This is a genomic window from Anaerococcus urinomassiliensis, from assembly GCF_900128425.1.
In the GTDB taxonomy this organism is placed as follows: domain Bacteria; phylum Bacillota; class Clostridia; order Tissierellales; family Peptoniphilaceae; genus Anaerococcus; species Anaerococcus urinomassiliensis.
In genome coordinates, this window is the sequence record NZ_LT635781.1 from 32686 (window position 1) to 51328 (window position 18643).

Consider the following 18643-nt stretch of genomic DNA (forward strand, 5'->3'; position numbering starts at 1 on the left):
GGAGAATAGATGAGCAATATTAAACTTGAACACATCTACAAGGATTATATTGAAGGGCATCATGTTGTTCGCGATTTTAATTTGGATATTAAAGATGGTGAATTTATCGTGCTTGTCGGTCCTAGTGGTTGTGGAAAGTCGACTACTCTAAGGATGATTGCGGGACTGGAAGATATTACTTCAGGTAAGCTTTATTTTGAAGATAAATTGATGAATGACGTGCATCCTAAAGATCGTGATATAGCCATGGTTTTTCAAAACTATGCCCTATATCCTCATATGAGCGTTGCTGAAAATATGGGATTTGGTCTAAAAATGCAAAATAAAAGTCAGGATGAAATTAACACTACAGTAAAAAGAACTGCTGATATTATAGGTCTTAGTGATTATCTTGATAGGTTACCAAAGGAGCTTTCTGGTGGACAACGCCAAAGAGTGGCCCTTGGTCGTGCCATTTCTAGAAATCCAAAAGTTTTCTTGATGGATGAACCACTTTCAAACCTAGATGCTAAGCTTAGGGTACAGACTAGATCAGAAATTTCAAACATTTCAAAAGAATTCGGAAACACTACTATCTATGTGACCCATGACCAGGTTGAAGCTATGACAATGGCTGATAGGATTGTTTTGATGCGTGATGGAGTTATCCAACAAGTTTCTACACCTAAAGATATTTATTTGTATCCAAATAATATTTTTGTTGCAGGATTTATGGGTTCTCCAGCAATGAACTTTATTCCAGCAACTCTTACTAAAGACGGACTTGAAACTGGAGAAGGGACATTGAATCTAAACGAAAGTATCCTCAACCAACTAAGCTTTAAAGGCTATATGGATAGGGAAATAATTTTTGGAATCCGACCAGAAAATATCGTATTAGCCGGTGACCTAAGTGAAGCAAACGATCGATATGTTCCATTTGCTACAAATGTTCGCTTGGCTGAAATGCTTGGCTCTGAGACATTAATCCACTTTATGCTTGATAATCAAAATATAATTGCAAAAGTAAATACTTTAGAAGAATTTACCAGAAATCAAGATTTAACCCTCGCTTTTGACCTAGAATTTGCTAATTTCTTTGACAAAGACTCTACAGATAGAATAGTTCTTGATAATGAGAAAAATTATCAAAATATAACTATGGAAGGAGGAAGTGCTAGTGGAAAATCAGACAAGCAATATGACCAATCAAATCAGTCAGACAGAACACATAGCCAAACACACAGTTTCCAAGCCTCCAAATAATGATGATAACGACAATGACCCATACTTTAAGCCGGTGAAAAAAACTTTGTGGCAAAGAATGGCAAGATATAAAACTTTTTATCTAATGCTATTGCCTGCCTTGCTTTTTTTCATAATATTTTCTTATTGGCCAATGACAGGAAATATCCTAGCCTTTAGAAAATTTTCATTTAACTCTGGCATGTATGGAAAAGGATGGGTTGGACTCCAGTATTTTAGGGAGTTTTTTGCTGATAGACAAACACCGATTTATATCAGAAACACCCTTATTATTTCAGCTATTAAATTATTTATTTATCTGCCTTTTCCAATAATATTGGCACTGATATTTAATGAAATAGTTAATACTAAACATAGGTCATTATTCCAATCTGTTAGCTACCTGCCATATTTTATTTCTTGGGTAGTTGTCGTGGGTATGTTAAACAAATTATTTGCTCCAAACACCGGTCTTATCAACAGCCTTTTAAGAAATATTGGAGCAAGTGATGGTTCCAGATTTTTTATGATGGAAAATGGATTTTTCTATCCAGCAGTATTTGGATCTTATTTGTGGAAAAATGTTGGTTGGGATTCAATCATCTATTACGCGGCAATTATGGGGATTTCACCATCCCTTTATGAAGCTGCAGCTATAGATGGAGCAAATAGATTAAAGCAAACCCGTCATGTAACCCTGCCTGGAATTTCAAAAACAATTATGATATTATTTATCATTTCCTTAGGTGGGATATTATCAGCTGGATTTGACCAAGTGTACTTGATGCAAAATCCAGGAAACTACCAAGTATCAGAAATAATTGATACCTATGTAGTAAAAACAGGGCTTGAAAAAGCTCGTTACGGTCCAGCAACAGCAGTTGGACTTGTTCAAGGACTCGTAGGACTTGGACTAACAGTTGCAGTTAACAAAGCAGCCGATAAATACGGCGAAAATTCTTTATGGTAAGAGGAGAAAATATGAATATCAAAAAAACTTTTAGCAAAGCGATGCTAATGGCAATGAGTTTAGTTGCCCTAACAGCTTGTGGAAACAATGATTCTAATACCACAACTGACAACAAGACAGAAACAACTCAAAGTGCAGAAAACAAAACAGAAGATGCTGACAAAAAAGATGCTAACACAGAAGAAGAAAACACAGACAAACCAGATACATGGATAGCAGATCGTGAAATCAGACTTTTAGTATTCGAATCAGCGGGAGATACTGGTGAAGGCACAATGAGCCCAGAAATTGCTCAATATATCAAAGACAAAACAGGTATCACACTAACAATCGAATCAGTATCAAATGAAGATTCTTATGAAGCTCTTGCAGCAGGACTTTCATCAGGAGACCTTCCAGATGCAGTTGCTTTTTACCTAGACAACTCAGGTAGACCAGAATTCCCATTATTATTAAAAGCTAGTAATGAAGGAATGTTTGCTGATATTTCTAAACCTCTTAAAGAAAGTAAGATTTATGGTAAATATTTTGAAGAAGGCTACCTTCCAACAGATACAAAAGATAATATCATGATGAGAGATGACCAAGATGGTGCAACATACCTAGTTCACATGTCAATTAATAGAAATCCTGCAGACCCAGGACGTAAGTTATTTGGAAATATGTTTATCAGACGTGATATTGCTGAAGACCTTGGTGTAAAAACAGATGACATCAAAACAAGTGATCAACTAGAAGAATTATTAAACAAAATTGCTAAAGGTGGCTATGAAGACAATAATGGCAACCCTGTAACACCACTTGGACCAACATCATGGGGTGGTTCTGAAAGACCAAGACCATATAGAGATTTAATGTGGCAAGGTGAAGGCGAACAAAAATTTGCCAAAGATGGAGATACAGTTAAACACGAATCTATGACAGATTACGGTGAAAAAAGAGTTGCAAAAGTACGTAAATGGTTAGAAGAAGGCCTAATGCACCCAGAATTCTACACAATGGAAGAAACACGTGCTCAAGAAGGTATCCAAAATAAATCATTTGCAATCGTATCAGACTCACACAACTACAGACCAGAAATCGCCAATGGAGAATGGATGCCACTTGGAGATATCAAAAGAGTAGACGGATCAGACAACATGGTTAAACCATATAAATCTGGTTATACAGGTTGGGCAGTACCAGCTACAACAGAAAATCCAGAAGAAGTTGTAAAATTTGCAGACTGGATGGCTAGCGAAGAAGGAAAACGACTATACTTCTACGGTCTAGAAGGTAAACACTACGACATGGTAGATGGAAAACCAGTTCCTAAAAAAGAATTAGTTGAACTTCAAGATGAAAATCCAGACGAAGCTATCAAAGAAGGTTTCAGAGGCGTTAGAGCATTCTGGGGCGAACACTTTGCATACACAGACATGGACAACCTAGGAGACTTTGGTGAAGAATCTTGGGGAGATAGCGTAAGAGGGGATGAAGCTAGTGGAGCTCAAAAACTTCTTGAAGAATATAACTATGACAAAAAATTCGAAGACAAAGAAGTAATCGATGGTCTATATCCAAAAGCTTACCTATACGAATTTGAAGGAGAAGATGGAAATCTTACTCAAGCTCTAGAAGATTGGGATGATGCAATTCTTAAAGCATATTATGCAAAAAGTGAAGAAGAAGCAAATGCAATCTTAGAACAATCTCGTCAAAGACTTAAAGATGCTGACATCGAAGGTTTCTGTAAGTTCTTAGAAGATAAAGAAAAAGATGGAGATACAATATTCTATTAATATTTTAAATTAAAAGCCTTCTCCGAGAATAAGCTAAAATTTCTCGGAGAATCTTTTATTTTAGGGAGGATTATGGACAGTTCAAAAAAAGCCATCCAAACAAGCAGATGGGCACAAATTATATTTTATATTATTTTGATACTTATGGCTCTTGCCATTATTTTGCCATTTTTACACATCCTAGCCCTTGCTTTTAACTCAGGTAAAGATGCAGCTAGAGGAGGTATTACCTTTTTTCCTAGAGAATTTACCTTAGAAAACTTTAGAGAAGTTTTTAAGCAAGATAACCTTATAAATGGATTTTTCATTTCTATATTTAGAACAGTACTTGGTACAGCCCTTGGCGTATTTTTGATGTCTATGGCTGCTTGGGCCCTTACAATTCCTGACCTGCCAGGTAGGGGTAAGATTACATTCTTTATATTTTTTACTATGCTATTTGGTGGAGGAACTATCCCTTACTATTTGGTACTTAGTCAATTAGGTCTTACAAATACCATTTGGGTTTATATTATTCCAAGCCTTTATAGTGTTACAAATATTTTGCTACTAAGATCTGCATTTTCTCAAGTGCCAATGAGCCTTGTGGAAGCAGCAAGAATAGATGGGATGAAAGAATTCAGGATTTTTACAGATATGGTTTTACCTATGAGTAAGCCAACCCTTGCTACAGTTACACTTTTTACAGCTGTGGGACATTGGAATGACTGGTTTGCTGGAAGTTTCTATGTTAGAAATCAAAAACTAAAACCACTTGCTACAATACTTCAAGATATGTTAACCCGCCAACAAGGGCTAGCAGATATTTTGGCCAAAAACTCAGGTGCAGCCTACCAACAACTTGATAAGATTCAGGTAACGGGAGACTCCCTACAAATGGCAACTATCATTGTAGTTATATTACCAATTGTAATTTTATATCCATTTATACAAAAATATTTTGTCCAAGGTATCACCATAGGATCAGTAAAGGAATAATATGGAATTTAAAAATAATACATTTAAAATCGTACAATTTACCGACACACACTTTGGAAATCTACCTCAACATGAGGATGACATCAGGACTTTTGACTTAATCGATAAAATCCTCACTGATGAAAAACCAGATTTAATTGTTCACACTGGCGATATTATGTGGTCAGATGGGGTTAAAGATTCTGATAAAGTTTTTCAAATAGTGATGGACTATTTTGATAAATACAACATACCTCTTGCAATAACTTTTGGTAATCATGATAGCGAGGAAGGTATAAGCCGTAGCGAACTAAGGGATATTTATGAAAAAACCATTAGCAAAAAGCCAGAAAAGAAGGATAGCTTTATTATAGATGATAAGGAAAGTTATGTGATTACTTTATCAGACAATGATGAAGATATTGCTTACTTATACTTCATTGATTCAGGAGCTGATGATAAGCTTGGATTTGGAACTTACGAGTGGGTATTGCCAGAACAAGTCGAGTGGTTTAGAAAAACATCTGATAAAAATAAGAAAAATGATGGGGTAAAACGTGGCATAATATTCCAACATATTCCAATTCCTGAATATTGGCAAAGCAAAGATAATATTTTATACGGAGTTCAAGAAGAAACTAACGAAGAAATTTCAGCACCAAAAATAAATACGGGACTATTTGCGAATATGGTTTTAAATGGTGAAATATGGGGCATGCTTGTAGGTCATGACCACGAGAATAACTTTGACAGCGAGCTTTTTGGTATTCACTTAGCCTATGGAAATTCATCTGGTTACCAAGCCTATGGAGATTTAGCAAAAGGAGCAACAGTGATTGAAATTACAAAAGATCCTTTTGAAATTAAAACTAGAAATATTCAGATAAATGCAGATAAATAATAAACTATTTACAAAAGAGTACCAAAACCTATTTTGGCCACTATTAGTAGAGCAAATATTTTTAACTTTAATTGGGAATTTTAATGTATTTTTATTCTCCTTATTTAATGACCAAATGGTTGCCGCTATCGGTATATCTGACCAATTATTAAATATATTTGCAATGATTACCAATATCATTGTCCTTGGAGCAAGCATACTAATCATACAAAATGCAGATAAATCTAGACTTTCCTATGTAAAGTCAATTCTTAAAGAATCTATAATTTTAAATATAATAATTGCAGCTTTAATTGTTATAAGTGTATTTTTATTTAACAAAAATCTTCTTATGCTCATGCAAACTCCAGAAGAACTTTTGGAACAAACATCTATATACATTAGAATAGTATCAGTTTCCATAATATTTTTGGCCATGACATCTTTAATGCTTGGAGCTTTGCGCGCATTTGGATTTGTAAAGATAGCAGTAAAAGTTTCAGTAATAAACACAATATTGGTTATCCTGGGAAACTCATTAATAGTTATTTTTAATTTAGGTGGCATAACATTTATTGCAATTGCAACTCTAGTTTCAAGACTCTTGGCTATGCTTTTGACATTTTTCACCTTAAAAAGTAAGATTCCAGATTTGTTTGACTTTAAAAATGGATTTAGAAAAATATCCTTAAAAAAAGAAATTTTAACCCTTGGAATTCCGTCTGCCATGGAACAAATTTCCTATAATTTTAGCCAAACATTTATAACAGCAATTATAGCATCTTTGGGGACTATAGCAGTAAGTTCCAAGATTTATACACAAACCATTACTTCATTTATATTTTCTATTGGAGTTGCGGCAGGTGTTTGTGGAAATCTTGTTATTGGTAATTATTACAGAAATAAAGATTTTGATATAATAAATAGCTTTGCAGTTACAAATGCAAATAGGATTAGCTTATTAGCCGGTGGAATAAATATAATACTAGCCCTAATTGGTAAGTTTTTGGTAGGTATATTTACTAAAAATCCAGAAATAACTCAAATAGTAACACAGCTATTATTTTTTCAAATATTACTTGACCCAATGAGAGTTGCAAATGAAATTTTGGTAAATTCATTAAATGTCTTAAAGGATGTTAAATTCCCAGTTGTTGTAGGAATAGTAACAACATACATTTTAGTAATTCCGCTTTCATATCTTATGGTCAGTAAACTAGGAATGGGACTTAAGACAGTTTGGATAATATTTATTATCGACGAGACTCTAAGAAGGCTTTTATTTACAATGAGATTAAAATCTGGAAAATGGAAGAAAATAAATGAGGTGGACAATGGAATCCAAATATAGAAATATAATAAGTAAAATTTTTGAAAAAACATATTATTATTTATCTTACTCACTAATATATGTATTTTCGCTTGTAATTGGCCTAGTATTTTTAACATTTGCAGGGGCAAGTGTAATGGTATTTGATCTTCATGAGAAAATAGATCATGAAAGATACAAAGAAAAAGTGAAAATCTTTAAGTTTTTTAAGGATAATATTATAAGTAATTCATTGAAATACTTAAAAGTGAGCCTCTTATATACAAGCTTAATTTTAATATTAGCCGTAGATCTATTCTACTTTTCAACATCCATTAACCCACTATTTACAGCTATGTTTTATATAAACATAATAATGACCTTCATTTTAATAAATTCTATGGCCCTAAGCTTTTATCTAATGGAAAAATATCCAGAGATAAAATTTAAAGAAATTGCAAAAAATGCCATATCATTGACAATAGTACACATGGTAGATATCTTAGTTTTAAATGTATTTCTAATAGTAATAGCCTACCTACTTTCAAGGGTTTCTGGCATTTTACTTATTCTTATATTACCTGGAATTGCAATTAATCTATCCTATAAATTTTATGTAAAAATGTTAGATAAAAAATCAATAACTTATTTAATATTTAATTTAAATTAGTCCTAAAAGTCTCAAATGATTTCAAAACCACCAGCAGTTTTGCTAGTGGTTATTTTGTCCACTTAAGTGAGTTAATCGAACGAAAGAGAGCGAAACAAAAAACCACCTGCTATGCAGGTGGAGGCATTTAGCTTTAGCTTCAAGCACCAAGAAAACCTCCTTAAAGTATAATTGTGATAGTCACATGCACAATTAAATAAGGAGGTAATCGTGGATAAAAATACTTTATCACATACAAGCCGGAGATGCAAATATCATATAGTATTTGCACCAAAATATAGAAGACAAGTAATATATAGGCAATTAAGTAAAGATATAGGAAGCAGACTTCGAGAATTATGTTCAAGAAAAGGAATAAAAATAATAGAAGCAGAGCTGTGTCCTGATCATGTCCATATGCTGGTGGAAATACCACCCAAATATTCAATATCACAAATTATGGGATATTTAAAAGGAAAAAGTTCACTGATAATATTCGATAGACATGCCAACTTAAAATATAAATATGGAAACAGACACTTTTGGTGTAGAGGATACTATGTGGATACAGTGGGTAGAAATGAAAAGAAAATAAAAGAATAAATACAAAATCAATTAAAAGAAGACTATTACGCAGACCAAATAAGTATAAAGGAATACTATGACCCGTTTACGGGAGAGAAAGTCGAATAAAAACAAATAAAAAACTGCTTAAGTAGTAGTTGAGATAGTGGCGCATGTGATGGAATATTCGACAGCCCCAAAAGGGGCGTGCCGGTATTCGCGCCTTATAGGCGCTGTGCAAACTATCAGCTAAACTGGTAGTTTTGATTATACGATTACATTATAGTTAAAGTCCCCAATCCCATCAACAGCAAAGTCAGCAATTTCTTTTATTTCATCCCATTCTTTCTCATTCCAAGGGAAATCCTTGATTCCACAAGTTTTAATTCCAGCTTTTTTGGCTGCCTCTAGGGCGTAGCCTGCATCGTCAAAAAGGATTAGGTTTTTTGTTTGAGTTTTTAATACTTTGGCTGTATTTTCCCAAAATTCTACTTGGTTTTTTTTAGATTTGTTAAATCTGGTGTGAAAAATTCTTTAAAGCAGTCGTGTATGCCTAGCCTTTTTAGGGCTGCTTTAACAAGAGTTGAGCTGTTTGATGAAGCTACAGCCATTTCATAGCCCTTGTCATGAAGGGCTTTTATGGTCTCTAACGCACCTTCTTTTGCTGGGATGGAATTTTTGTATCCATCTTCTAATATGCTATCAAAGTAGGCAGTGACTTCTTCTTCGCTCATGCCTGTTACAAAGTGTTCCCAAATATATTTTACACAATCTTCATAAGATAGGGACTCTATTTGAATCCTGTCAGATGCACTCATGGTCTCTAGGCTATGTCCAGATTTTTCTATCAAATCTTTCATACTTTTTAGCCAAAGTCCCATAGAGTCGATTAGGGTACCATCACAATCAAATAATAATTTCATATTTTCTCGCTTTCTTTTGTTTATAAGTCTATCATACCAGATTAAAATAATATTATTTTATAAAACGTTTGTATAATGGCTTGTAAGAGTCTTATCTAATCACTATAATGTTAGTAGGAGGGATAGTGATGACAGATTACAGAAAAGAACGCGATTCTATAGGCGAAATTGAAGTGCCTGTTGATGCCTTGTATGGGGCAAATTCTCTAAGAGCAAGAAATAATTTTAATATTACATCTTTATCAATGGATAGTGAGATGATAAATGCAATAGTTGAGGTTAAGAAAGCCTGTGCTATTGAAAATGAGAAGATTGGTCTTTTGACAAGAACTCAACAAAATGCAATTGTCGCAGCTTGTAACCAAATTTTGGCAGGCCAACACAGGGACAATTTTATAGTTGATCCAATCCAAGGTGGAGCTGGTACAAGTTTTAATATGAACGCCAATGAAGTAATTGCCAATGTTGCAAATACTGCTATGGGTGGTGGTTTAGGTACATATGAAAATGTTCACCCAAATGACCATGTAAACTTGGGTCAGTCTACCAATGATGTTATACCAACTAGTGGTAAGATAGCCCTTATTAGATATTTTAAAGAACTTATCGATGAAACTATATTGTTAATAAGATCTATTGAGAAAAAGGCTGAAGAATTTAAAGACGTTTACAAGATGGGACGTACTCAGCTTCAAGATGCGATTCCAATAAGTCTTGGCCAAGAATTTAGAGCCTATGCTAGGGTAATCACCCGTGATTTGGAAAGATTTGACCTTGCTGTTGATAGCCTAAGCCATGTAAACCTAGGTGGTACAGCTATTGGTACAGGATTAAATGCGGATCCAACTTATGTTGAGGAAATAGTTGGGGTCTTAAGCGAAGTAACCGATTTGAAGTTAAAGCAAAATGAAGACTTGATAGATGGAACCCAAAACTTGGATGGTTTCTTGTATGTTTCAGGTATTTTAAAAACCTTCGCAGCTAATTTATCAAAAATATCTAACGACCTAAGACTTATGAGCTCTGGTCCACAAGTAGGCATTGGCGATATAAAATTAAAACCAACACAAGCTGGTTCATCAATCATGCCAGGTAAGGTAAACCCTGTAATCCCAGAGGTTGTAAACCAAGTTGCCTTCAATGTTATAGGCAATGATATGACTGTAACTATGGCTGTTGAGGCAGGACAACTTGAACTAAATGCTTTTGAACCAATTATTTTCTACAATCTTTTTGAGTCACTAAAGACACTCAAAAATGCCATCTATACACTAAGGGTTAATTGTATAGATTACATCACGGCTGATAGAAGCGAACTATCAGAACAAGTAGAAAAATCAATCGGACTTGTTACAGCCCTTGCTCCTCATATAGGCTATGCAAAGGCAAGTGATATAGCTCACAAAGCCCTAGAAACTGGCAAATCAATTAGAGAATTGGTTCTTACTGATGAACTACTTAGCAAAGAAGAACTTGAAAAGATATTAGATTTTAAACAAATGATAAAACCAGGTATCTTGGACGAAGATGCCTTAAAAAAGGAATAAAAATGGATTATAGAATAGAAAAGGATAGTATAGGTGAGGTTAAAGTTCCAGCAGATAAATTATGGGGAGCACAAAGTCAAAGATCTTTTGAAAATTTCCCACAAGATGCTGAACTTATGCCAAAATCACTAATTTATGCCTTAGTTAATATAAAAAAAGCTGCAGCTATAGTAAACAACAGGCAAGGAAAGCTAAGTGAAGAAAAAAGAGAACTCATAGTCTTTGCCTGCAACAAGATACTTTTGGGCTACTACGATGATCAATTCCCACTAACAGTATGGCAAACAGGATCTGGCACACAGACCAATATGAATGTCAACGAAGTTATAGCCCACATAGCTAACAAAAAGGCAGGAGAAGATGTCATCCACCCAAACGATGATGTAAATATGAGCCAATCATCAAATGATGTTTTCCCAACAGCTATGCATATCTCAACTATATTAAAAATAAAAGAAAAGCTCTTGCCAGAAATCAAAAAAACAATTGAAGTATTAAAAGATTTGGAAGAAAAAAATGACATCATCAAGACAGGAAGAACCCACTTGCAAGATGCCACACCACTAAAACTTTCCCAAGAAATTTCTGGATGGAGAACTATGGTAGAAAGAGATTGGGAATCCATACACAATGCAAGCCAAGCTCTAAGAAAACTTGCCATAGGTGGAACTGCCGTAGGAACTGGAATCAATGCATCAAAAGATTATGGCAGTGAAGTAGCAAGTGAGCTAACAAAGCAATTGGACCTAGAATTTGAAAGCGATACAAACAAGTTCTACCAACTAGCAAGCAAGTCGGCCCTAGTAAATGTCCATGGAAGTATAAAAGCCCTTGCAAGCGATATGTATAAAATAGCAAACGACATCAGATTCTTATCATGCGGACCAAGATGTGGTATAGGAGAGCTGATAATACCAGCCAATGAGCCAGGCTCATCAATTATGCCAGGCAAGGTAAACCCAACCCAAGTGGAATCAATCACCATGGTAAGCATTCAAATTATGGCAAATGATATGGCAATAAGCATGGCCAACAGTCAAGGACAACTCCAATTAAATGCCTACATGCCACTAATAATCTATAATATGGATCAAACTGTAAGCCTCATGAGCAAGTCCCTAGCTTGCTTTAGAGAACACTTACTAGTAGGACTTGTGGCAAACAAAGAAGCAATAGAAAACAATTTAGAAAATTCACTAATGCTAGTAACAAGCCTTTCTCCACACATAGGCTATGACAAGGCTAGCCAAATAGCCAAATACGCCTATGAAAATAAACTAACCCTTAGAGAAGCTAACAGAGAGCTAGATTTTGTAAGCGAAGAAGAATTTGATAAATACGTAAATCCAGAAAATATGGTATAAAACGATAAAATAATAACCCAAAGTTTAACAAAAAAACTTAAAGGGTCAGTTTTTATTCGATAAAGATCGCTCATAAGATTATATCAGCTAAAGTTTTTATTAAGTTACTTATAATGGTGATAAAAAATCAAAAAGACCATAGCCTGAGGTTGATAATTTAGAAAATTTTGTAAAAAAAATAGCTCTATTCAAACCTAAAATTATTTTGTATGAACAATTGAAAATCTAGTGGTTGTAACATAAAATGTTAGTGAATGTTTAGCATTATTTGTCGGTTGTCACTATATCACATATGTGAATCGTATTGTATATCTGCTGTTGATTTAATTTAAATGAGGAGGAAAAATGCAGACAAAACGAAAAACACGAAGAATCTTATCTTCATTCCTAGCCCTAGTTTTGGTTATAGGAATGTTGCCAATTAGGTCTTTTGCTGAGACTAACAAGGCCGATTGGACTATAGATGAGAAAAAAGAAGCCGAAATGAGCTTCTGGAGATTATCCAATAAAAACGAACTTACCGTTGTAGCTAATGCTGAGGGTATCAAGACCCCTTCTATAAACTACATCGGGACCTATGTAAATGATAAAGGAAGGACAGTCATCAGACTATCATATAGAGTCTTCCAAAACCTTGCTTCAGGAGTATGGTCAAAGGCCCTCTTTAAATTTGATAAGGACCTATTCGATCTAATTGATTTTACAGATGCTGGAACGGGAATGTACAAGGGAACAGTTAACGGTCGCTGGCATGATGCAGCTGCTTATAGTGAAGTTTCCAAATTTACCGATGTAGTGAGTTCTACATCAGGAGCAGTTCATGTAAAAGAGCAAAACCTAGATAACAATGGTAACAAGGTAGGTGGATCTTCAAGACTAGAGATTCCTATAGACCTTGTTCTATTAGAAGGAAAAACTGTAGATAATCTAGTTGGTCAACCTCATATTCAAATGAGAATAACAAACAAAGACTACAGCAAAGTTTTCTGCGTAGCTGGTACTGGTAAGGCTAGTTCAGATCCTACAAATAATGATGATTCAGCAGTCGATCCAGATACTCTAGTAACGCCATATAACTCATATACCTTTATGACTTATGTGCCATCAAAAAATAACAATGCAGACGTAAACACAGTATCTGACTATAATATGGACTACCAATTCTATTCTGCCAACTCTTATGCTAAGTATAACGAAGAAGGCGGATATGTAGATGTATTCCACAAACAATCAAAGATGAACTCTGCTGATAATATAGGTGGAGAGAGCTTCGCCTTTAGACAAGTATTCAACGAAAAATTCGCATCCGTTCTAAAACCAAAAGATACATCAGGTACAGTTGCACAAGTATTTACTGCAAGCCAACAAGGTGATATGTGGAAAACGACTCAACCAATTTATATTACAAAAAGCCAACTAAATACTTCAGCTAATAGTGATCTAAATCCAGGATTCACTGGTATCCAAGTGGCATCAACCTTTAATAATGGTACTATTAGACAAAAATTTGCAGGGCTAAATACTGCATTAACTACAACAAAACCTCAAGATTCATTCCTAAATAGTGCCACAACAGAGTTTAACTCAGGACTTCCTACGATTACGAGATACTATATTGATAAAAAGAAAGTAGCAGAAAAGGGACTTACAAAAGATGACCTAGCATCATTTGATTTTTACTCAACCTTTATCTTAGATAGTACAAAGAAGTTTATCGAATATAGTGCTACTAATGATACAGGAGCTGATATAGTATTAAAGCCAAATAGTAAGTTAGGTCTAACTTATGCAGATAACCCAACATCTTTTCCAAATCAGCAGTTAGAAAAATACTCACTAACTTTTGGTGATGATGCCTATAAGATTGAGCTAAGATCCAACTTTAACCATGTTGGAACTTTAGCAAATAAAAATGTAGGTAGACAATACGAATATACTCTAATTCCTGGCATGACTATCAAATCTGGCGAAAAGATCACTTTCAGAACTATGAAATATGACACTCCGCCAACTAGCGTAACATTAACATTACCAGGAAAAGATGGAGCTAAAAAAATTGTTCTAAAACCAGGGCAAAATGGGCCTGAAAAGACCACACCTAGAAGATTAAACTATATCACAACCTACGCAGGTGGATCAGCTACTCAATCAGCACTAAACCCTGACATCGACGAATTATTTACTGATTCTAAAAATATTACAGGTAGAACAAGATATGAACTAGCAGTAATAAAACTATTCTACCCAGATGGTAAGGAATATCCATTTACTATAGCAGACCATGATGTTAGGACTAAGATGAACATCAACGGTACTGAGCTAGATGGTTTTCCTTTCACAACAGAAGGTAAGACTGGATTTAAAATGCCAACAGGCCTAGTAAAAGACTCAGTTATTGGTATTACAAATACTGACGTTAGAAAAGCTGCAGTACCAAGTGACAAAGTATTTGAAAAAGTACAAGCAAAAGTAACCTTTGACCTAAATGGTGGTAAGTTGCCAACTACAACAAAATCATTCGAAGGATATGATGAAAAAGTCCTACCAGGAACAGAGTTTGCTTATAAGCTTAAAAGAGCAAAAGAAACTGACCCAGTAGTAAGAATTGCTCCAATGAATGAAAAGGCAGCAAGTGAAGAAGGATATACTCCTAATGGCTTTAAGGTAGATAAATATATTGACCACAATGGTGATGCATTAACAGGCGATGCCCTAGAACTTAGAAAAATAGTAGGAAATCCTACTAAAGACGGAGCAGAATTCTACGGATGGACAACTAAAAAAGTTACTTCAGTAGAAGATTACAATAAACTGGAAGAACTAAAAACAGCTGAACAAGCCAAAGATACTACAAAGGCTTATAAGTTTACAGAAAATTCACCAATCCTAACAGGAACTACAGTATATGCCTTCTATGGCGCTGCTAAATCTGTAGAAGCAAATCCTGTACAAAAATATGACGAAACAACTGACAAGCAATATATCGAAGGAATCTTGCCAGAAGGTAAAACTATTCCAGAAAATGCTACAGTAGAACTTGTTACAAAGAATGAAGACGGAACCTACACAAAAGTTGATGTACCAGTAATCAATATTGGTGGTAAAGATGTCTTTGATATAACAGGTGAAAATTCACCAGTAAAACATGGTGACGAAATATACATCATGACAAAAGAAGATGGAAAACCAGCATCTTACTCAACAACACCAGTTGTAGTAGATAAACAAGGTCCAAGCTTTGTTGGTGATGGGGAAAATGACCTAGTGGTTACCCAAGACCCTTACGGCTACCAAATTACAGTAGCAGCAAATGCCCAAGATGATTCAGGCATCCTAAGAGTTTACCTTGATGACGACAAGAATAATGGATACTACCAAGAAGATGCATCTCAACAATCAGGTGGATTTGAAGCTAAACTTCAAAATCAACAAGGTGAAGAAAAAACAGTCACTGTAACAGCTGTAGATAAATTTGGTAATAAATCACCTGCAACACATACGTTTATGCCACAAATCACCCAACTTGATTTGAGTGTGAGAGAACCAAGAAGTGGTAGAAAGATTGTAATAGTTACATCAAGTGTAGGGGCTGATGTTACAATTAAACGTGATGGAGAAGTTATTGGTCAAAAAACATTAACAAGAGCAACTGATAGAATAACTGTAAGTTCTCCTCTTAACGCAGGTGACCAACTTGAAATAACTGCTACATTAAACGGTAGTATGAACGTTGTAACAACAGAAGTAAAATAAAAAAAATTATCAAAGGGGATTTATCCCCTTTGAATTTTGAATTATTAGCATAGAAAACTAATAAAGGAGAAAAAATGGACAATAGGTCTAAATTAGAAAAAATTATAGAATATAGAAAAGCTAAGGGTTCTATGAGAAAACCTAAATACGCTACTAGGAAATTATCTATGGGTCTAGTTTCTTGTATGTTAGGATTTACTCTTCTTATTTCACCATCTGAAGCAAAGGCTGATTCTGGAGAAAATACTGCGACTATAGTTGAAAACGCAGGAACTCCTGAAACAACTGGCGATGGATCAGTTGAAAATACAGAAGAAATCTTAAATGAAGACAATGGGAGCGGAAGTGAACAAGATACTGAACCAGTCAAAGAAGAAAAAAGTTTAGAAAAAACACAAGCTGAAGAATTTAATGCTCAAGTTGAGGAAATCAATGTTGAATTAAATGGAACAGTTGACTATTCATCAGCTATTACAAATCTTCCATCAGATGCTAGTGTTACAGTAAAAAAACAAGCTGACACAAGTAAAGCTGAATCACAAGATGCTACAGTTGAAATAAAGTTTGCAGACGAATCAACTACAGAAGTTACTATAAAAGTTAATGTAGAAGATAAAAAACAAGAAGCTAATCTTGAATCGAACAACAAAGAACAAACTGAAGATAAGTTGGAAGAAACAGATCTTAAAGAAGAAAAAGAACAAGAAGGAAAAGATAAATCACAAGAAAAAACTGTAGAAGAAAAAATAGAAGAACCTACCGATAAGGAAGAACCAGCGCTTGAAGTTGGTGAAAAAATCGGAGATGATCGTGTACAAGCCACTCCAGAAGATGGAGAAAATACTGAAGAAAATGCATCAGGCACAGAAAATGCCCTTTCAAATGTAAAGGTAAAAATTACTAAAAAAGGTATTGGAGACAAAAATTTCAACTTTGATGGTATATTTGGCCAAGGAGCTAGAAAGAAAGTCACTCTAAAAAATAAAGTGACTGGAGAAACACAAGAGGCTGAATTTGGCTCAAAAGAAGAGTTTGTAGAATATATTACAAAGATAAAAATGTCTGATGTGGTGAAAGATGGCAAATATACCGGTAATTATTCCATTGAATTTGAAGGGGGCACAGTAGCTGGAAAACTTTTTGTTGATAAGAGTGCAGCAAAAGCTAACCCTCAAACCGGAGAGACATTATTTGAACTTACACTTTGGCAAGTAAGAAATACAGACATAGAAGTTAAAACTAAAAATAAAGCTGGTGAGGTGGTAGAAAATCCTACAACTGATCAAACGAATGGTAAAATTCAAAGTGGTAATGTAGAAATAGACATTCCATCAAAAGGAGAATCTGCTTCAGTCATAGAAGATGGTCTAGAAATAGAAGACTTATTACCAGAAGAAATAGAAGATATCAACAACCAAGAACCAGAATACAATCTAACAGGAAAAAAGGGTGACTTCCTCGTATACAGAGACGGCAACAAAGCCTACAAACAAGATGGAGAAGTCAAAGTAGACCCAGAAGGTCTAAAACCATCAGAACTTAACCTAATAGAAAAGCCACTTGTAACAGAAAAAGACCAAACTGGCGATACAGACTATGCAACAGTAGAATTCGATGCAGGGGAGCACGGAACAATACAAGAAGGAAAGACCTACTACGTAATCAAAGGCGTCACCCTAAAAGACGGCACAATAGCAGAACCAAAAGTAGTACCAAACACAGGTTGGAAATGGACTGGTTGGGATAAATCACTAACAGGACCATTTGCTGAAGGCACAACAATTACAGCAACTTATGAAGCAGACAAAACAGATGCAGAAAAGAATGATCCACAAGGACAAGACATCAACACTAAAGTTGGAGGAACACCAAAAGCTGAAGAAGGAATCAAGAACAAAGATGACCTTCCAACAGGAACTAAATACGAATTCAAAGAAACACCAGACACAACAACAGATGGAACAAAAGATGCAACAGTAGTAGTAACATATCCAGACGGATCAACAGACGAAGTAGCTGTAAAAGTAAATGTTACAATTGATGCAAGCACAATAACACCAATTCCATCAGTAACAGCAGAAGCTGAAACAGTTAACTTTGGTGGAGAATATGACCTAACAGATAACATCAAAAACCTACCAGAAGGTGCAACAGTAGAAGATGTAACACCAGAAGGCACAATAGATGTAAACAAAACAGGTAACTATACAGGAAAAGTAAAAGTAACCTTCAAAGATGGATCATCAAAAGTTGTAGACGTACCAGTAACAGTAGGTGACTCACAAGCAACAACAAATGAACCAACAGGTAAAGACATCACAGTTAAAAAAGGTGAAACACCAAAAGCAGAAGATGCAATCACAAACAAAGATGACTTACCAAAAGGTACAAAATATGAATTCAAAGAAACACCAGACACAACAACAGATGGAACAAAAGATGCAACAGTAGTAGTAACATATCCAGACGGATCAACAGACGAAGTAGCTGTAAAAGTAAATGTTACAATTGATGCAAGCGCAATAACACCAATTCCATCAGTAACAGCAGAAGCTGAAACAGTTAACTTTGGTGGAGAATATGACCTAACAGATAACATCAAAAACCTACCAGAAGGTGCAACAGTAGAAGATGTAACACCAGAAGGCACAATAGATGTAAACAAAACAGGTAACTATACAGGAAAAGTAAAAGTAACCTTCAAAGATGGATCATCAAAAGT

Annotated in this window: 12 protein-coding genes and 1 pseudogene; 12 read left to right on the top strand and 1 reads right to left on the bottom strand. The window is 34.9% G+C overall.

Annotated elements, in window-relative coordinates; all coding sequences use genetic code 11:
* Window positions 1-9 precede the first annotated feature (9 nt).
* From BQ7474_RS00235 to tnpA, 8 genes and pseudogenes are all read left to right on the top strand, one after another.
* Window positions 10-1245: an ABC transporter ATP-binding protein gene (locus tag BQ7474_RS00235; protein ID WP_073997078.1), complete on the top strand. Its 1236-nt coding sequence runs from the start codon at window positions 10-12 to the stop codon at window positions 1243-1245.
* Window positions 1160-2194: an ABC transporter permease gene (locus BQ7474_RS00240; RefSeq protein WP_218188967.1), complete on the top strand. Its 1035-nt coding sequence runs from the start codon at window positions 1160-1162 to the stop codon at window positions 2192-2194. The genes BQ7474_RS00235 and BQ7474_RS00240 overlap by 86 nt, the downstream gene beginning before the upstream one ends.
* Window positions 2195-2205: 11 nt before the next feature.
* The gene (locus tag BQ7474_RS00245) at window positions 2206-3975 is read left to right on the top strand and encodes an extracellular solute-binding protein (RefSeq protein ID WP_073997079.1); all 1770 of its coding nucleotides are present in this window, start codon (window positions 2206-2208) and stop codon (window positions 3973-3975) included.
* A gap of 72 nt (window positions 3976-4047) precedes the next feature.
* Window positions 4048-4953 carry a carbohydrate ABC transporter permease gene (locus BQ7474_RS00250; RefSeq protein WP_073997080.1) on the top strand — a complete coding sequence of 302 codons (906 nt, stop codon included), beginning with the start codon at window positions 4048-4050 and terminating at the stop codon, window positions 4951-4953.
* Between the two features lies 1 nt (window position 4954).
* Window positions 4955-5833, top strand: coding sequence for a metallophosphoesterase family protein (locus BQ7474_RS00255; protein ID WP_073997081.1), 879 nt, complete (start codon window positions 4955-4957; stop codon window positions 5831-5833).
* Window positions 5820-7163: an MATE family efflux transporter gene (locus BQ7474_RS00260; protein WP_073997082.1), complete on the top strand. Its 1344-nt coding sequence runs from the start codon at window positions 5820-5822 to the stop codon at window positions 7161-7163. The genes BQ7474_RS00255 and BQ7474_RS00260 overlap by 14 nt, the downstream gene beginning before the upstream one ends.
* Window positions 7147-7791, top strand: coding sequence for a hypothetical protein (locus BQ7474_RS00265; RefSeq protein WP_073997083.1), 645 nt, complete (start codon window positions 7147-7149; stop codon window positions 7789-7791). The genes BQ7474_RS00260 and BQ7474_RS00265 overlap by 17 nt, the downstream gene beginning before the upstream one ends.
* 210 nt (window positions 7792-8001) lie before the next feature.
* Window positions 8002-8463, top strand: a pseudogene (gene tnpA, locus BQ7474_RS00270) (IS200/IS605 family transposase).
* A gap of 359 nt (window positions 8464-8822) precedes the next feature.
* Here tnpA and BQ7474_RS00275 read toward each other — a convergent pair.
* Complete coding sequence (locus BQ7474_RS00275) at window positions 8823-9257, bottom strand: HAD family hydrolase (RefSeq protein ID WP_082187846.1); 435 nt, start codon at window positions 9255-9257, stop codon at window positions 8823-8825.
* A 128-nt stretch (window positions 9258-9385) separates the two neighbouring features.
* Here BQ7474_RS00275 and BQ7474_RS00280 point away from each other — a divergent pair, with 128 nt between their 5' ends.
* The 4 genes from BQ7474_RS00280 to BQ7474_RS00295 form a co-directional block, all read left to right on the top strand.
* Complete coding sequence (locus tag BQ7474_RS00280; RefSeq protein ID WP_073997084.1) at window positions 9386-10804, top strand: aspartate ammonia-lyase; 1419 nt, start codon at window positions 9386-9388, stop codon at window positions 10802-10804.
* A 2-nt stretch (window positions 10805-10806) separates the two neighbouring features.
* A complete protein-coding gene (locus tag BQ7474_RS00285) occupies window positions 10807-12168 on the top strand; it encodes a class II fumarate hydratase (protein ID WP_073997085.1) in 1362 nt (453 codons plus the stop codon).
* 345 nt (window positions 12169-12513) lie between these two features.
* Window positions 12514-15921, top strand: coding sequence for a hypothetical protein (locus tag BQ7474_RS00290; RefSeq protein WP_073997086.1), 3408 nt, complete (start codon window positions 12514-12516; stop codon window positions 15919-15921).
* A 74-nt stretch (window positions 15922-15995) separates the two neighbouring features.
* Window positions 15996-18643: Rib/alpha-like domain-containing protein (locus BQ7474_RS00295; protein WP_268873853.1), on the top strand; the 2648-nt coding region annotated here is incomplete at its 3' end.